This window comes from Burkholderia sp. YIM B11467 (assembly GCF_052952715.1).
Genome location: NZ_JBQVSQ010000007.1, coordinates 430211 through 446550, shown reverse-complemented (window position 1 = coordinate 446550; position 16340 = coordinate 430211). Strand labels below are relative to the sequence as shown.

14 protein-coding genes and 2 pseudogenes are annotated in these 16340 nt (G+C 63.8%); 9 read left to right on the top strand and 7 right to left on the bottom strand.

The window, feature by feature from the left end:
* Positions 1-633: 633 nt before the first annotated feature.
* The 3 genes from gyrB to dnaA all read right to left on the bottom strand — a co-directional run bounded on the left by gyrB (position 634) and on the right by dnaA (position 6153).
* Entirely contained in the window at positions 634-3108 is a 2475-nt protein-coding gene (gene gyrB / locus ACTRWB_RS25370) for a DNA topoisomerase (ATP-hydrolyzing) subunit B (RefSeq protein WP_446903491.1), read from the bottom strand.
* Between the two features lie 193 nt (positions 3109-3301).
* Entirely contained in the window at positions 3302-4408 is a 1107-nt protein-coding gene (gene dnaN, locus ACTRWB_RS25365; protein ID WP_006750113.1) for a DNA polymerase III subunit beta, read from the bottom strand.
* Between the two features lie 167 nt (positions 4409-4575).
* Entirely contained in the window at positions 4576-6153 is a 1578-nt protein-coding gene (dnaA, locus tag ACTRWB_RS25360) for a chromosomal replication initiator protein DnaA (protein WP_343495081.1), read from the bottom strand.
* 421 nt (positions 6154-6574) lie between these two features.
* On the opposite strand from dnaA, the gene rpmH reads away from it, so the two are divergent.
* From rpmH to yidC, 4 genes are all read left to right on the top strand, one after another.
* A complete protein-coding gene (gene rpmH, locus ACTRWB_RS25355; RefSeq protein ID WP_004198824.1) occupies positions 6575-6709 on the top strand; it encodes a 50S ribosomal protein L34 in 135 nt (44 codons plus the stop codon).
* A 15-nt stretch (positions 6710-6724) separates the two neighbouring features.
* Positions 6725-7186 (top strand): ribonuclease P protein component, encoded by a 462-nt coding sequence (gene rnpA / locus ACTRWB_RS25350; protein WP_048244765.1) that lies wholly within the window; start codon positions 6725-6727, stop codon positions 7184-7186.
* Positions 7187-7261: 75 nt separating this feature from the next.
* Entirely contained in the window at positions 7262-7528 is a 267-nt protein-coding gene (yidD, locus tag ACTRWB_RS25345) for a membrane protein insertion efficiency factor YidD (RefSeq protein ID WP_009694594.1), read from the top strand.
* Positions 7529-7536: 8 nt separating this feature from the next.
* The gene (yidC, locus tag ACTRWB_RS25340) at positions 7537-9201 is read left to right on the top strand and encodes a membrane protein insertase YidC (protein ID WP_412022796.1); all 1665 of its coding nucleotides are present in this window, start codon (positions 7537-7539) and stop codon (positions 9199-9201) included.
* A 126-nt stretch (positions 9202-9327) separates the two neighbouring features.
* On the opposite strand, the gene ACTRWB_RS25335 is transcribed toward yidC, so the two are convergent.
* The gene (locus tag ACTRWB_RS25335; RefSeq protein ID WP_048244762.1) at positions 9328-9762 is read right to left on the bottom strand and encodes a transcriptional regulator; all 435 of its coding nucleotides are present in this window, start codon (positions 9760-9762) and stop codon (positions 9328-9330) included.
* 338 nt (positions 9763-10100) lie between these two features.
* Between ACTRWB_RS25335 and mnmE the strand changes: the two genes are divergently transcribed.
* Positions 10101-11495, top strand: a complete 1395-nt coding sequence (mnmE, locus tag ACTRWB_RS25330) for a tRNA uridine-5-carboxymethylaminomethyl(34) synthesis GTPase MnmE (protein ID WP_446903476.1) — start codon at positions 10101-10103, stop codon at positions 11493-11495.
* Between the two features lie 438 nt (positions 11496-11933).
* On the opposite strand, the gene ACTRWB_RS25325 is transcribed toward mnmE, so the two are convergent.
* From ACTRWB_RS25325 to ACTRWB_RS25315, 3 genes are all read right to left on the bottom strand, one after another.
* Entirely contained in the window at positions 11934-13292 is a 1359-nt protein-coding gene (locus ACTRWB_RS25325; RefSeq protein WP_193099425.1) for a sensor domain-containing diguanylate cyclase, read from the bottom strand.
* Between the two features lie 114 nt (positions 13293-13406).
* On the bottom strand, positions 13407-13655 hold the full coding sequence (locus ACTRWB_RS25320; protein ID WP_129513289.1) for a DUF2795 domain-containing protein: 249 nt from the start codon (positions 13653-13655) through the stop codon (positions 13407-13409).
* 115 nt (positions 13656-13770) lie between these two features.
* Entirely contained in the window at positions 13771-13941 is a 171-nt protein-coding gene (locus ACTRWB_RS25315) for a hypothetical protein (protein WP_014895655.1), read from the bottom strand.
* A gap of 150 nt (positions 13942-14091) precedes the next feature.
* Here ACTRWB_RS25315 and speG point away from each other — a divergent pair, with 150 nt between their 5' ends.
* From speG to ACTRWB_RS25295, 4 genes and pseudogenes are all read left to right on the top strand, one after another.
* Positions 14092-14634, top strand: coding sequence for a spermidine N1-acetyltransferase (speG, locus tag ACTRWB_RS25310; protein WP_446903475.1), 543 nt, complete (start codon positions 14092-14094; stop codon positions 14632-14634).
* 502 nt (positions 14635-15136) lie between these two features.
* Positions 15137-15463: pseudogene (sap1, locus tag ACTRWB_RS25305) on the top strand (surface attachment protein Sap1); the annotation flags it as partial.
* 2 nt (positions 15464-15465) lie between these two features.
* Positions 15466-15585 (top strand): annotated as a pseudogene (locus ACTRWB_RS25300) (surface attachment protein Sap1); the annotation flags it as partial.
* A gap of 189 nt (positions 15586-15774) precedes the next feature.
* Positions 15775-16329 carry a YaeQ family protein gene (locus tag ACTRWB_RS25295; protein ID WP_129513287.1) on the top strand — a complete coding sequence of 185 codons (555 nt, stop codon included), beginning with the start codon at positions 15775-15777 and terminating at the stop codon, positions 16327-16329.
* The last annotated feature ends 11 nt before the right edge of the window (positions 16330-16340 follow it).

Sequence of the window (16340 nt, the reverse complement as noted above, 5' to 3'; positions counted from 1 at the left end):
CCACCTCTGATCGATGTCTAAGGTTGTTTTATAGCACTAGGTGCTACTATTCGCAAGCTTAAGTGTCGCCAACATCAGAGGTTTGAGGTGTGGGATCACATGTTCAATCGAGGGAGCGAGCGAGGGTTAGACGCATCAGATCCTCGCCGAAAGTCGTTGGGCAAGGTTTGTGCGTGCAAGGTCTGGGTGGATACGGGGCCAACGCATGGTATCTGGCGGGTGTGTCCAAATGTGACCTATTTTTGTCGTATTTCGTAATCCGGAAGATCTGACCTTCTTGGTCTTCGTAGATACGGTTTTAGCGATTCCAATAAGAATCGTAAATCCGTCGAAAATTTACATGCCCTTCACGAAATCGCTGCTTGCTGGGTCGGCGGCCGATTTGCAGTTTTTATCTCAGTGAATAAGGGGAGGGCGGTGGCCGGAGCAGCGCTCAAACATGGGCTGAGGAAGTTGCAAGTGACTATCGAAGTACCGATTCGGATCTAGTCCTTGCCGCGAAGGCGGACGACGTACGCGTGTCCTTCGCGGCAAGTGCTGATGGTGCATATTGGCGGCAGTTTCGACATCCAATTCCAAAGCTGCGGCATCGGTTATATCGGCCCTAGAGCCCTGCGATTGCCCACGCGGATTTCAAACGTCAATATTCCCCGCCCTCAACGCATTCGACTCAATAAACGCCCGCCGCGGCTCCACATCATCCCCCATGAGCGTAGTAAAGATCCCATCCGCAGCAATAGCGTCCTCGATCTGCACACGCAACAAACGCCGCACCGTCGGATCCATCGTCGTTTCCCACAGCTGCCCAGGGTTCATCTCCCCCAGCCCCTTATACCGCTGCTTCGAAACATTCCGCTCGGCATCCGCAAGCAGCCACTTCATCGCGCTCTTGAAGTCCGTCACGGCCATGCTGCGCTCGCCACGCTTGATGACCGCACCTTCCCCAATAAGTCCCTTGAACGTATTCGCGGTGGTCACGAGCTGCTGATAATCCGCCGTGTGTTGGAATTCCTGGTCGATGACCGAAACCCGCACGTTCCCGTGATGGGTACGCTCGACATGCAGCGACCGTTGCTCGCGCACCGGATCATACGAAGGCACCACGCGCACTTCGTTCTTCAAAGCCTCATCATGCAACGCAGCATGCAGCGCCTTCGCCGAAGCCTCCGTCGAAGCCTCATCGGAAAGGTCGATCGCAACCCCATCCATGATCGCTTCAAGCGCGGCCGGGTCATACAACCGGCTCAACCGCTCGATCACGCTCTTCGACAGCAGATACGACCGCGCCAGCTCCCCGAGCGCATCACCGGAAATCGCTGCCGCGTTCTCGCCGGGCACCAGCTCCGAGCCTTGCAGCGCCAAGCGCAGCATGTGCGCGTTGAGCTCCACGTCGTCCTTCAGATACCGCTCGTCCTTGCCCGCCTTGATCTTGTAAAGCGGCGGCTGCGCGATATACACATACCCGCGCTCGATCATGTCCGGCATCTGTCGATACAGGAACGTGAGCAGTAGCGTCCGGATGTGCGCACCATCGACGTCCGCGTCGGTCATGATGATGATGCGGTGATAACGCAGCTTGTCGAGGTTGTAGTCTTCTTTGCCGATGCCGCAGCCGAGCGCGGTCACGAGCGTGACGATCTGCTCCGACGACAGCAGCTTGTCGTAGCGCGCCTTCTCGACGTTCAGCACCTTGCCGCGCAGCGGCAGGATCGCCTGGAACTTGCGGTCACGCCCTTGCTTGGCCGAGCCGCCTGCCGAGTCGCCCTCGACGATGTAGATTTCGCACTTCGCCGGGTCTTTCTCCTGGCAGTCTGCGAGCTTGCCCGGCAGGCCGACGCCGTCGAGCACGCCCTTGCGGCGCGTCATCTCGCGCGCCTTGCGTGCGGCATCGCGCGCACGAGCAGCCTCGACGATCTTGCCGCAGATGATCTTCGCGTCGATCGGCGTTTCCAGCAGGAACTCTTCCAGCGCCTTCGCGACGACGTCCTCAACCGGCGCCCGCACTTCGGACGAAACCAGCTTGTCCTTCGTCTGCGAACTGAACTTCGGCTCCGGCACCTTCACCGACAGCACGCACGACAGCCCTTCGCGCATGTCGTCGCCGGTCGTCTCGACCTTGGCCTTCTTCGCGATTTCGTTGTCGGTGATGTACTTGTTCATCACGCGCGTCATCGCGGCCCGCAGGCCGGTCAGGTGCGTGCCGCCGTCGCGCTGCGGAATGTTGTTGGTGAAGCACAGCACGTTTTCGTTGTAGCTGTCGTTCCACTGCATCGCGACTTCGACGCCCACGCCTTCCTTCTCGCCGATGGCGTGGAAAATCGTCGGGTGCAGGTTGGTCTTCGTCTTGTTGATGTACTCGACGAAGCCCTTCACGCCGCCGGCGAACGCGAAATCGTCTTCCTTGCCCGAGCGCAGGTCGGTCAGGCGAATCCGCACGCCGTTGTTCAGGAACGAAAGCTCGCGCATGCGCTTCGCGAGGATGTCGTAGTGATACTCGACCGTGCCGAAAATGGTCGGATCGGCCATGAAGTGCACTTCGGTGCCGCGGTTCTCGGTATCGCCGGTCACCAGCATCGGCGACACTTCCACGCCGTCCACCTGCTCGAGCACGCGCTCCTGCGCGACGCCGCGATGGAACTCCATGAAATGCTTCTTGCCGTTGCGGCGCACGGTGAGGCGCAGCCAGCTCGACAGCGCGTTCACGCACGACACGCCCACGCCGTGCAGGCCGCCGGACACCTTGTAGCTGTTCTGGTCGAATTTGCCGCCGGCGTGCAGCTCGGTCATCACGATCTCGGCGGCGCTGCGCTTCGGCTCGTGCTTGTCATTCATCTTCACGTCGGTCGGAATGCCGCGGCCGTTGTCGGTCACGGTGATCGAGTTGTCGGCGTGAATCGTGACGTGGATATCGTTGCAGTAGCCGGCCAGCGCTTCGTCGATCGAGTTGTCGAGCACCTCGAACACGAGGTGATGCAGACCGGTGCCGTCCGACGTGTCGCCGATGTACATCCCGGGGCGCTTGCGCACCGCTTCCAGACCTTCGAGGATCTGGATCGACGAGGCGCCGTAGCTGCTGTTATCGGGTTGCGAATTGTGCTGTTCACTCATGGATATCTTCCGGTTCTGCGAGGCCACTCTAGTGGCGGCGCGGTACGTTTCAGCGAGAGAAATCGCCGGGCCGCTCCAGTTTCCTGGCTCGTCCACGGTGCCGGTCAGGCACCGAAAGGACGGGTTGTCGGTTCGCCATAAAAACGCCAAAGGGGCTTGCCGCCCCCTGGTGTGTGTCGTGATGTCGCGCGCGTCAGATGCGCATCGGCATCACGACATACTTGAACTCTTCGTTCTCGGGCACCGTGATCAGCGCGCTCGAGCTGGCGTCGCCGAGGCTCACCTGCACGGTGTCGACCTTCAGGTTCGCGAGCACGTCGAGCAGATACGTGACGTTGAAGCCGATGTCGACGGTGTCGCCCTGGTAGGCGATTTCCAGTTCTTCCTGCGCCTCTTCCTGATCGGCGTTGGTCGACATGATCTTCAGCTGGCCCGGCGCGATGATGCAGCGCACGCCCTTGAACTTGTCCGAGGTCAGGATCGCCGCGCGCTGCAGCGAACGCTGCAGTTCTTCGCGGCCGATCTCGAACGTGTTCTTGTGCGCCTTCGGGATCACGCGCTGGAAGTCGGGGAACTTGCCCTCGACGAGTTTCGACACGAGCTCGACCTGGCCGAACGTGAACTTGGCTTGGGTTTGCGCGATGTCGATGGTGACGGTGTCGTCGATGTCCTCGAGCAGGCGCTGCAGCTCGAGAATCGTCTTGCGCGGGACGATCACTTCCTGGCGGCCGAACGTGCCGCCTTCGAGCTTCATCGACGAGAACGCGAGGCGGTGGCCGTCGGTGGCCACGGCCATCAGCTGGTCGCCGTCGACGACGAGCAGCATGCCGTTCAGGTAGTAGCGGATGTCCTGCTGCGCCATCGCGAAGTGCACCATGCCGAGCAGCTGGCGGAACGACTTCTGCGGGACGGTGAGGGTCGCGCCGAAATCCTTCGCCTGCGCGACGGTCGGGAACTCGTCGGCCGCGAGGGTTTGCAGTGCGAAGCGGCTCTTGCCCGATTGAACGGTGAGGCGCTTGTCGGCGAGCGACAGCGTGACCTGACCGTCAGGCATCGCGCGCAGGATGTCGAGCAGCTTGCGGGCCGCGACGGTGGTCGCCACCTGGTCGCCGCCGACGCCGAAATCGGCGCGCGTGGTGATCTGCAGCTCCAGGTCGGTCGACAGGAACGAAACGTCCGGGCCGTTCTTGGTGATCAGCAGGTTGGCGAGGATCGGCAACGTATGGCGGCGTTCGACGATGCCGCTGACCGTTTGCAGCGGCCTGAGGAGGGTGTCTCGTTCGGTCTTGACCAGTTGCATAGAGTTCCTTCGTTGAGTAACGGCCTGCAGCGCAGCAGCCTCGCAGCGCCCCGCCGGCCGGGCTCTTGGCCCGCCTCCACCGGGGCGGTCAAACCAGTATTGTGCCTCAAAACCGAACCGCCCCCCTTAATTTGGGGCGGATGCCGAATTATCAAGCGCGCCCGCGCTCAGCCCTTCAGCGTCTGTTCCAGCACGTGCAGCTCGTGGTTGAGCTGCGCGTCCTTGCTGCGCTCGTCGGCGATCTTGCGCACGGCGTGCAGCACGGTGGTGTGATCGCGTCCGCCGAACAGCTCGCCGATTTCCGGCAGGCTCTTCTGCGTGAGTTCCTTCGCGAGGTACATCGCGATCTGCCGCGGCCGCGCGATGTTCGCCGGACGCTTCTTCGAATACATGTCGGCGACCTTGATGTTGTAGAAGTCGGCGACGGTCTTCTGGATGTTCTCGACCGAAATCTGCCGGTTCTGCACGGTCAGCAGATCCTTCAGCGCTTCCTTGGTCAGCTCGATCGAGATCTCGCGGCCGTGGAACTTCGAATACGCGAGGATCTTGCGCAGCGCGCCTTCGAGTTCGCGCACGTTCGAGCGCAGGTGCTTCGCGACGAAGAACGCGACGTCTTCCGACAGGTTCACGCCTTCCGACTGCGCCTTGCGCATCAGGATCGCGACGCGCATTTCCAGCTCGGGCGGCTCGATCGCGACGGTGAGGCCCGAGTCGAAGCGCGAGATCAGGCGATCGTCGATCCCCGAAATCTCCTTCGGATACGTGTCGCTGGTGATGATCACCTGCGCCTTGTTCGCGACCAGCGCCTCGAACGCGTAGAAGAATTCTTCCTGCGTGCGCGACTTGCCGGAGAAGAACTGGATATCGTCGATCAGCAGCAGGTCGAGCGAGTGGTAGTAGCGCTTGAAATCGTCGAACGCCTTGCGCTGGTACGCCTTCACCACGTCCGACACGTATTGTTCCGCATGGATGTAGCGGATCCGCGCGCCGGCCTTGTCGAGCAGCAGCTGGTTGCCGATCGCGTGGATCAGGTGGGTCTTGCCGAGGCCGACGCCGCCGTACAGGAACAGCGGGTTGTACGAGATGCCGGGGTTGTCGGCGACCTGGATCGCGGCGGCGCGCGCGAGCTGGTTCGCCTTACCGGTCACGAAGTTGTCGAACGTGAGCACCGGGTTCAGCTTCGAGCGCTCGTACATCGAATCGGCTTCGCCGCCGGACGGCGCGGCGCCGGGGCCCGGGCGCCACGTGCGGCGGCCGGCGGCCGCTTCGTGCGCGGGCAGGCTCGGCAGGTCGATGTCGGCGTCGTCGGCGTTCAGGTGGTGCGCGGCGGCCGACGGCGTCATCGGCACGTTGGATGGTGCGGCGGGCGCAGCGGCGGCATTCGCGCTCAGGTTCGCGGCGATCGCGGCCACCGTGGCGGCCGGGCCGGTCGGCTGCAGCGGCGCGCGCGGGGCGCCAGTGCCCGATGCTGCACCGGCTGCGGCGCTGCGCATGCCTGCTTTGGGATCGAGGACGAACTGGACTTCGATCGGCGCGTTCCAGAAATCCCGGGCCAGATCGGAGATCCGGCCCGAAAACTGGCTCTTGACCCAGTCCAGCTTGAATCGGTTCGGCGCGGCGATGGACAGCGTGTTCGCCGACGCATCGAAGGCCACCGGGGCCAAGGGTTTGATCCACGTCACGTACTGCTGGGGCGTCAGCTCGCGCTCCAGCAGTGCGGAACAGTGTTGCCAGAAATCGTTCATCAAGTAACTGTCGTTTTTTGCATGCACAGCGCGGCTCGCAGGCGCCCTTGTCGCGATCGCGCAACAAGGCCCGAAGCGGTCGTGCGAGCGTGCCTCGGACGCCTGCGTCACAGTCGTGGAGAGGCAGGCGAGCGCCGAGGCGGCGTGCGGGATTCTTGGAGATAAGGCGAGATTCTAACGCCAAACGCCGCCACAGCGGGACTTATCCACAGGCTGTGATTGTGGGGCGCGGGGCCGGATCGGCCGGGGCTGGCACAGGCGGACGACTCCTAAGGTATTGACCGCCAACAGAAAACCGGTTTAAATAGCGGGTTCCGCGAAAACCAATCCTGTATTCCCGGCGATTGCGTTCGCCCGAATGCCTCCGGTTAAGGGCACGCGGTCCCCTGAATTTCGACATTCTCGAACAAGTGAGAACATCATGAAACGTACTTACCAACCGTCCGTGACGCGCCGCAAGCGCACCCATGGCTTCCGTGTCCGTATGAAGACGGCAGGTGGCCGCAAGGTCATCAACGCTCGCCGCGCGAAGGGCCGCAAGCGCCTCGCCATCTAAGGCAGGTTGCGCGCTGTGTCCGCCGTCCGCAGTCCTGCGGAAGGTGCCGTCGAGCCGGGTGCGAATCCGTTGCAGACGAAAGCCGCCTTCCCGAAAGCTGCGCGACTTCTGAAAACGGATGAATTTTCATCCGTTTTTCGTTTGCGCCCTTGGCGGCGCTCCGCGCACTTCGTGATCTACGGCAAGCCGACCGGTCAGCCCGCGCGTCTGGGGCTCGTCGTCGGCAAGAAGTACGCGCCGCGTGCAGTCACGCGTAATCTGGTGAAGCGGCTGGCGCGCGATGCATTTCGCGTGCGCCGGGCCGAATTCGCCGGTTACGACCTGCTGCTGCGGCAGCACACGCGCTTCGACAAGAAAGCGCTGCCGAGCGCGGCTTCCGCCCCGCTCGCGGCGATGTGCGCGGCCGAAATCCGCGAACTGCTCGACAGGGCAGTCCGGGAAATCGCTCGCCGCGCGTCGAAGCCCGCGTCCGAGTGACGCATCCGTCCGCGGTGCGGCGTTCGCGCCCGCCCGGCCGGTTTTGACGCGGTGCCGAACGGCGCCGCCCAAGGTATGGAAACGGTATTGATCGCCTTGCTGCGCTTCTACAAGGTTGCCGTGAGCCCTCTGCTCGGCAACCGTTGCCGTTTTTATCCTTCCTGTTCGGATTACGCGCGCGAGGCAATCCAGTATCATGGCGCCGCGCGCGGCACGTATCTCGCCGTCAGGCGCGTGTGCCGATGCCATCCGTTTTCCGCGGGCGGCATCGACCTCGTCCCGCCGCCCAACTCCGACACTCGCGCTCGCGGCGAAGCCGACGCGCGGTCCCATCGACTCTGAGACAACGCATGGATATCAAACGCACCGTCCTATGGGTGATTTTCTTCATGTCAGCTGTCATGCTGTACGACAACTGGCAGCGGTCCCATGGACGCCCGTCGATGTTCTTCCCGAGCGCTACGCAAACGGCCCCCGCGGCCGCTGCCGGCGGCGCATCGGGCACGGGCGCGACGACGACCGCAGGTGATGTGCCTGCCGCCGCAGCCGGCACCGCACCGTCGACGACGGCACCGGCCGCACAGGCGCAGCTCGTGAAGTTCTCGACCGACGTGTATGACGGCGAAATCGACACGCGCGGCGGCACGCTCGCGAAGCTGACGCTGAAGAAGCAGGGCGACGGCAAGCAGCCTGACCTGTACATCACGCTGTTCGACCACACGGCCGGCCACACGTATCTCGCACGCTCGGGCCTGCTCGGCGGCGACTTCCCGAACCACAACGACGTCTACACGCAGGTGAACACCGGCTCGACGTCGCTGGCGGGCGACCAGAACGCGCTGAAGCTGTCGTTCGAATCGCCGGTGAAGGGCGGCGTGAAGGTCGTGAAGACCTACACGTTCACGCGCGGCAGCTACGTGATCGGCGTCGATACCAAGATCGACAACGTCGGCACGGCGCCTGTCACGCCGACGGTCTACATGGAACTCGTCCGCGACAACACGGCCGTCGAAACGCCGATGTTCTCGCACACGTTCCTCGGACCGGCGGTCTACACGGACGCGAAGCACTTCCAGAAGATCAACTTCAGCGACCTCGACAAGAACAAGGCCGACTACGTGACCTCCGCCGACAACGGCTGGGTCGCGATGGTGCAGCACTACTTCGCGTCGGCATGGATTCCGCAGCAGGGCGTGAAGCGCGACATCTACGCCGAGAAGATCGATCCGACGCTGTACCGCGTCGGCGTGAAGCAGCCGGTCGCCGCGATCGCGCCGGGCCAGTCGGCCGACGTGCAGGCACGCCTGTTCGCCGGTCCGGAAGAAGAGCGCATGCTCGAAGGCATCGCGCCGGGCCTGGAACTCGTGAAGGACTACGGCTGGGTGACGATCATCGCGAAGCCGCTGTTCTGGCTGCTCGAGAAGATCCACGGCTACGTCGGCAACTGGGGCTGGGCGATCGTATTGCTGACGGTGCTGATCAAGGCCGTGTTCTTCCCGCTGTCGGCTGCGAGCTACAAGTCGATGGCGCGCATGAAGGAAATCACGCCGCGCATGCAGGCGCTGCGCGAACGCTTCAAGAGCGATCCGCAGAAGATGAATTCGGCGCTGATGGAGCTGTACAAGACCGAGAAGGTCAATCCGTTCGGCGGCTGCCTGCCGGTCGTGATCCAGATCCCGGTGTTCATCTCGCTGTACTGGGTGCTGCTCGCATCGGTCGAAATGCGCGGCGCGCCGTGGATTCTGTGGATCCACGACCTGTCGCAGCGCGATCCGTTCTTCATCCTGCCGGTGCTGATGGCCGTGTCGATGTTCGTGCAGACGAGCCTGAACCCGACGCCGCCGGACCCCGTCCAGGCGAAGATGATGAAGTTCATGCCGATCGCGTTCTCGGTCATGTTCTTCTTCTTCCCGGCCGGCCTGGTGCTGTACTACGTCGTGAACAACGTGCTGTCGATCGCGCAGCAGTACTACATCACGCGCAAGCTCGGCGGCGTCAAGAAGAAGCCGGCCTGACGCCCGGCGCACCCGCGGGCGGCGAGCCGCCCGCGATGCACGCAAAAAAAGCCGCATGGTTCGCCCATGCGGCTTTTTTGTATCCTGGCGGCGGCGCGCGGTGTGCGATGCGCGTGCCGTTCCCGCTCAGGCTTTCTTCGCTTCGATCTTCGGCTCGCCGTAGAACTGCTCGATCAGTTCCTGAACGAGGTAGCGCTGATGCGGAGACAGCGCCTCGATCTTCGACGCGAGTTCGATCGTCTCGGGCGTCGGCGGATAGCGCTCGTCGCGCGGCAGCGGTTGCGGCGTCGGGTGTTCGATCACGCTCGGCGACGGGCCGTAATGCAGCCAGTGCAGTTCGACGCGCAGCCATTCGGCAAGCGTTTCGAGTTTGTCCGACGTCGGAATCGTGCGGCCCGTCAGCCATTTGTGCGCGGTTTGCGGCGAAACGGGATGCGTTCCGCGGTGGCGCAGATTGAATCGGTTCGCAAGCTCCGTCGCGCCGGTGACCTTCTCCGGGCTGCGCCGCAGGGCGAATTTCAGGCGTTCCGAGAACGCGGCTTTTTCTTCGGATGTCGGCATGGGGGAGATTGTGCAATTCCACCGCCGCGTTTCAGACAACCATATGAGATAAACATATCTTATTCGGACGAATCCCGGCCTTCACCGGGATGGGTGGCGAAATTGAGGGACGCAGCGTCAAGCCGCTCCGGCAGGCATACTCGTCCGAAACGGTGGCTGTGACATTGCGTTGGACTGATACTCGACTTATCCCCGGCGGGATAAATTCGGGCGAGTCCGAATCCTGCGTGGCGGCCGGTGGCGTGTGGGCCGGCACGCTACAATGCCGGCGTTCCGATGCCCGAACTGTTGCGCGGGCGCACCACTCACTGTCTGACCACCCGATTCATCCGATTCCCATGCTCGCTACCGATTCCGATCCGATCGTCGCCATTGCCACCGCTGCCGGCCGGGGCGGCATCGGTGTCGTCCGCGTGTCGTTCGGGCGCGGCGGCGAGGCGGCTGCGCTGCCGCTGATCGACGCGTTGTGCGGGCAGAAGCTCGCGCCGCGTCATGCGAGCTACGTGCCGTTCCTCGACGAGCACGGCGCGCCGCTCGACCGCGGCATCGCGCTGTATTTCCCGGCGCCGCACTCGTACACCGGCGAGCACGTGCTCGAGCTGCAGGGCCATGGCGGACCGATCGTGATGCAGTTGCTGCTGCAGCGCTGCCTGGATGCGGGGCGCGGCTTCGGGTTGCGGCTCGCGGAGCCGGGCGAGTTCACGCGGCGCGCGTTCCTGAACGACAAGCTCGACCTCGCGCAGGCCGAGGCGGTTGCCGACCTGATCGAGGCGAGCACCGAGGCGGCGGCACGCTCGGCCGGGCGGTCGCTCGACGGCGCGTTCTCGCGGCAGATCCATGCGCTCGTCGACGACGTGATCACGCTGCGGATGCTGGTCGAGGCGACGCTCGATTTTCCGGAAGAGGAGATCGACTTCCTGGAAGCGGCGGACGCGCGCGGCAAACTCGCGAAGATCCGCGCACAGCTCGTGCACGTGCTCGGCGATGCGCGGCAGGGCGCGTTGTTGCGCGAAGGGTTGTCGGTCGTGCTCGCGGGGCAACCGAACGTCGGCAAGTCGTCGCTGCTGAACGCGCTGGCCGGCGCCGAGCTGGCGATCGTCACGCCGATCGCCGGGACGACGCGCGACAAGGTTGCGCAGACGATCCAGGTCGAAGGGATTCCGCTGCACATCATCGACACGGCCGGGCTGCGCGAGACGGAGGATGAGGTCGAGCGGATCGGCATTGCGCGCACGTGGAGCGAGATCGAGCGCGCGGACGTCGTGCTGCACCTGCTCGATTCGCGCACGGGGCTGACGGCGGATGACGAAGTGATCGCCGCGCGGTTCCCGGGTGGTGTGCCGGTGGTGCGGGTGTTGAACAAGACGGATCTCACCGGTGTGCCGGCTTGTGTCGAGCATCCGGCGGCGGAAGGGGATCTGACCGAGGTGCATCTGTCGGCGAAGCGCGGCGACGGGATCGACATGCTGCGTGCGGAGCTGCTGCGGATCGCGGGGTGGCAGGCGGGGGCTGAGGGTGTGTATCTCGCGCGTGAGCGGCACCTGATCGCGCTGCGGGCCGCGCAGGAGCATCTCGCGCAGGCAGCGGATCATGCGGAGCAGCGCGCGCAGTCGCTCGATCTGTTTGCGGAGGAGCTGCGGCTCGCGCAGGAGCAGCTCAATGCGATTACCGGGGAGTTCACTTCGGATGATCTGCTGGGGGTGATTTTCAGCAGGTTTTGTATCGGGAAGTAATGCCCGGAAATTCAGGATTCGGCATTCCTTTACGAAACACTCGCCGCGCTACAGATCTTTCCGATGCATGCCGAACTGATCACGCCGGCCTGATTGCGTTGCGGTTCGGATCGTCGATCCTGCATCGGCACGCATGCCGATCGACGCATCCGGATCATCACCGTTCTCAATCCCAATGGTGGTGATGGTAGTACCCGCCACCACCGTAATACCCGCCATCAGGCACCACGATACAGCCGCTCAGCAACACGGCGACGCCGGCAATCAGCAAAAGGACTTTCTTCATGGCGCTCACCTGCTTGGGTTCAATGTGAAACCCAGCATAGCCAGCGCCTGCAACACCGGCTGTAAGCATTGGTATCCTCGCTCCGCAATGCGTAACGGCGGATTATTCCGGTCAAAATGACCGTAACAAATGCCCCAAAACAGCAGACGTTTTCAGGCGACGACGACCCTGTTTCGCCCCGCATCCTTCGCACGATACAGCGCGGCATCGGCGGCTTCGATCAACGCATCGGGTGTCGACAAGTCGTCGGCCGATACGGTCGCACAGCCGACGCTGACGCTCACGCGCCCCGCCGGCGCAGCAGGCATCGCGAGATCGAGCCGCAACACGGCTTCGCGCGCCTCTTCGGCAACCACCCGCGCACCGCGCGCGCCCGTGTTCGGCAGCACGATCGCGAACTCCTCGCCGCCGTAACGCGCGACGATATCCGCGGGCCGCCTCACCGCGCCGGCCAGCGCATTCGCGACCGCGATCAGGCATGCATCGCCCTTCACGTGACCGAACGCGTCGTTGTAGGCCTTGAAGAGGTCGACGTCGACCATCAGCAGCGACAGCGGTTCGCTTTGTCGTCGCGCCTGCAGGAACAGCGTGTGGAAATGATCGTTGAAGTGGCTGCGGTTGAACGCGCCGGTCAGGCCGTCGCGTGCGGAAGAACGAACCAGCGTCGCATGCGCCTCGAACAGCTGCTGGTACAGCATCGTCACTTCCCAGGCGAGCACGCACACGAGCACGCCGGGCGTGAACATGCTGAACACGCGCGCGACATACCAGCCGACCGTGTAGCGGTTCGTGGCCAGCAGGTTCAGCGTCGTGTCGGTGAGGCACGCGAGTACCGCGATCGCGAGCCACAGGTCGAGCGTCGTGCGCAGCCGGCCCGTGGCCAGCACGGCAACGAGCGCAAGCGCATTGAGGATCCACACGAACAGCGCGATGCCGCTGAAGGGCAGCAAGGCCGCGTCGCCGGGCGGAAGGAACGCGGGCGGCAGCGACACGTTCAGCGCGAACGCGCACAGCAGCGCAGCCGCGACGGCCGGCCCGCCAACGAGCGCGACCGCCCACCGGCGCGTCTGCCTGTCACCGACCGGTGCGCGCGTCAGCCGCTCGCGTGCGAGCAGCGCGGCCATCACGAAGCACGGGAAACCCGCATGCCAGAAGACCCACATCCACGCGGCGCTTTGCGGGCGCGCGCCGAGCAGGCCATGCGGCGCGAACACGCCCGGAAAGGTGAGCAGCTGCAGCGCGACGGCGAGTGCGGTGAACGCGTAGGCGCCGCCGAGCGCGCCGAGCACGGGCTGGCGCGTGACGGTGAACTGCGCGCCGAGGAAGAACGCCGCGATGCTCGCGGTCGTGAACACGGTGAGCGCGCACATCGGCATGAACGGCTCGACGGCCGGCAGCGTGACGTTCGCGTGCGGCGCGGCGATCCCGAGCGCAAGCAGGATGACGAGCGCCGTCAACGCGCCGAACCAGAGCTGACGGCGCGTCGTGTGCTGGATCAGGATGCCTTCCATGGAGTCCCCCGGACACGCGTGCGGAAACGCCCGGTCTTGCGCCGGGCGGCACGGCACGCATCCGGTCGCGGCGCGACCGGTGCGGCCCGATCCTATCGCGTTATTGGCGCGCGCTCAAATGCCGAGCCCCGGGCCGAAGTTGCCGGCGACCCAGTGCGTGACGGCGTCGACGTCCGCATAGTCCTGTTCGGGCAGGCCGTCGAGCATCGACAGCACTTCGTTGCTGGCGCCGGCTTCACGAGCGGCATCGACGAGCGCATCCTTGTTCGCCGGGTAGCGGACGGCCGCGAGCACGTCGGCGATCTGCAGATCGATCGTTTCGTGAGGGATATCGTGCGGCGGGGGAGCGGGCTGGTCGTTCACGGCGGCGTCTCGCGGGTTGAGCGGGAATCGGATCGAAGCGGAATCGGGGCGCGCCACGTGTTGCCCGGCTCGGGGTGGCCCGGTCGGCGCGCACAGCGGAGGGACGGCGATCGACTCAATGCTCGCGTCGCACGCGGCGCCACGGGTGCTTCCAGTCGATATGGGGTGCGTTTTCGTCGCGCGGATGCTGACGCCGATGCTCCTGCCAAAGTTCGTCGGAGAACAGCGCCGCCACGATCACGAGCGGCAGGACGAGAAAAATACCGAGTATGACTTGCTCGATCACGATAGCCTCCCTGCGGTGGCAGGAACCCTAGCTCCCATTCTAGGCTCTGAACTTCGCCCGCGTTCAATTTCTTACAGTGCGAAACGGGCCCGAACGCGACTGCGCCGCGCCGGCGTTTCGCACGTGCGCCGGCCTCAAAAAGGACTGAACATGCAACTCCAGAACGATACCAACACGCTCGCGCTACGGCCGCTGGAGCGCCAGGACCTGCGCTTCGTCCACGAACTGAACAACGACGCGAAGATCATGCGCTACTGGTTCGAGGAGCCGTACGAAACCTTCTCGGAACTGTCACAACTGTACGACCGTCACGTGCACGACCAGCGCGAGCGCCGGTTCGTCACGGTCGATTCGCAAGGCGAACTGGTCGGCCTCGTCGAGCTGATCGAACTCGACTACATCCATCGCCGCGGCGAGTTCCAGATCATCGTCGCGCCGCAATGCCAGGGGCGCGGTTATGCGGGCCAGGCGACGCGCCTCGCGATCGAGTACGCATTCAAGGTGCTGAACATGCGCAAGCTGTACCTGATCGTCGATACGTCGAATGCGGCGGCGATTCACGTGTACGAAAAATGCGGATTCCAGCACGAGGCCGAATTGAAGGAAGAATTTTTCGGAAACGGTGCGTATCACAACGCTTATCGCATGTGCATTTTCCAGCGCGATTATTTCGAGCGCCAGCAATCGGCCTGAATAAAGACGGGTCAAAACACTGACGAAAGACACCCGCGGCGGGGCCTCCGCGGGCGCCGGAGGCATGCGGGGAAATACGGATAAATACGCATGCGCTTATACCTGGCATTTTTCTTGTATCAGGTAAATGCGATTCCGCGTTGCGGTAAAGTCAGATCGTTTCGGATGACTTTAGGTGCAATGCATCAAAATGATCGGGATGGCGAAATGGATTATCCAAACCGTTCAATCGCCGCATTGTAATTTTTCTGAAAACCTTGCCGGATAACGCTTTGCGCCCGGTGTCACGGGGCGGTCCGCCGCGCGGCACACCTCGCCGCGTGCGCGCATCGCACGAAAATCGGGCTGCGCGCGGGGTGCGACAATCCGCCGCTATTGCGATCGCACAACAAATGTGCTTGCTATCGCTTGCCGGTCTTCTAAAGTGAAAAACGTGGGTTCACGATCACCTTTAAACACATAGCTAACCCAAGCCTGGTGCCCGCAAGCCTGGAGACAGAACATGATGAAACGAACCGGTATCCTCGTTGCCCTCGTCGGTGCATTTTGCGTGGTGTCGATTGCCCAGGCAGGCGGCGATTCGGCCGTCAAGCCGACGCAGGAAATCCAGCTGACGAAGAACGCATGGGGCTGCCTGTCGAAAGACAATCTGGACTCCGTACTGAGCCACGAGCGTGACGGCAAATCGCAGGCGAAGCAGCAGTACTTCGACGACTACCGTTGCCTGTCGGTACCGGAAGGCCAGCGTTTCCGCGTGGTGTCGGTCGAACAGGGCGACGTGCAGTTCGTCAGCGCCGACAACAGCGACCAGCAGGGTCTCTGGACCGATNGGTACCGGAAGGCCAGCGTTTCCGCGTGGTGTCGGTCGAACAGGGCGACGTGCAGTTCGTCAGCGCCGACAACAGCGACCAGCAGGGTCTCTGGACCGATTCGCGCTTCGTCAAGCAGTAACCCGCAATAACCCGCGCAGTCGCACGACGCGCGAGCGCGCCGGCCCGATCGGCCGGCGGCGCGAACCAAACACGGCCCGGCACATGCCGGGCCGTTGCGCTGTGGCGCGCACATGACACGCGCCCGGCGGCGCGCATTCGGTATCATCACGGCCCGACCGAACCGAATGCCCGCCCGGGCCGCATCCGCATGGCGCTGAAATCCACGATCTACAAAGCCGAACTGCAAATCGCCGACATGGATCGGCATTATTACGCCGACCACGCGCTCACGGTGGCGCGCCATCCGTCGGAAACCGACGACCGGATGATGGTGCGGATCGTCGCATTCGCGCTGTTCGCGAACGAGCGGCTCGAATTCTGCAAGGGGCTGTCGGACGTCGACGAGCCCGATCTGTGGCAGAAGGACCTGACGGGCGCGATCGACGTCTGGATCGAGGCCGGCCAGCCCGACGAGCGGCGCATCTCGAAGGCGGCCGGCCGTGCCGGACAGGTCACGGTGATCGCGTACGGCGGCAAGACGTCGGATATCTGGTGGCAGGGCGTACGCAGCAAGGTCGAGCGGCTGCGCAACGTGCAGGTGCTGTCGCTTGCCGACGGCGTCGCGGCCGCGCTCGGGCAGCTCGCGGAGCGCACGATGCGCCTGCAGTGCACGGTGCAGGACGGCGCGGCGTGGATCTCGAGCGCCGATCACGACCCGATCGCGGTCGAATGGACGGTCCTGAAGGCGCGCGCGGGCGCGTGACGGCCCGCGCA